General features: G+C 50.7%; 1 protein-coding gene. It reads left to right on the forward strand.

The features are described from left to right. Positions 1-255 (forward strand): hypothetical protein (locus tag QWJ41_RS21200; protein ID WP_302710478.1); only part of this gene is annotated, 255 nt, incomplete at its 5' end. Between the last annotated feature and the right edge of the window lie 21 nt (positions 256-276).

Raw genomic sequence — 276 nt, forward strand, 5'->3', positions numbered from 1 at the left:
CTTGGAGATGCTTGCCCACCTAGCAATAATGTCATCATGCTAACTGACCTTGAGAGTCCGCTCGTGGCGGCCATGTCAGGAAGCGAATTTTTGCATCTGCAAACGCTTTTAACTGACTCTGCAAATGTCCTCTGGGTGACTTGTGGAGATCACCTCGGAGCCGGTGTTGATCGCGAGGCCGCAATGACACAAGGACTTTTACGTACACTCCGCTCTGAACGAGTTTCGCTCAAGGCAATGCTGGATTCTTTCTAAGTCGCCATCATTGAGCAGCAG

The sequence above is a fragment of the Nocardioides cremeus genome, from assembly GCF_030518195.1.
GTDB lineage: Bacteria > Actinomycetota > Actinomycetes > Propionibacteriales > Nocardioidaceae > Nocardioides > Nocardioides cremeus.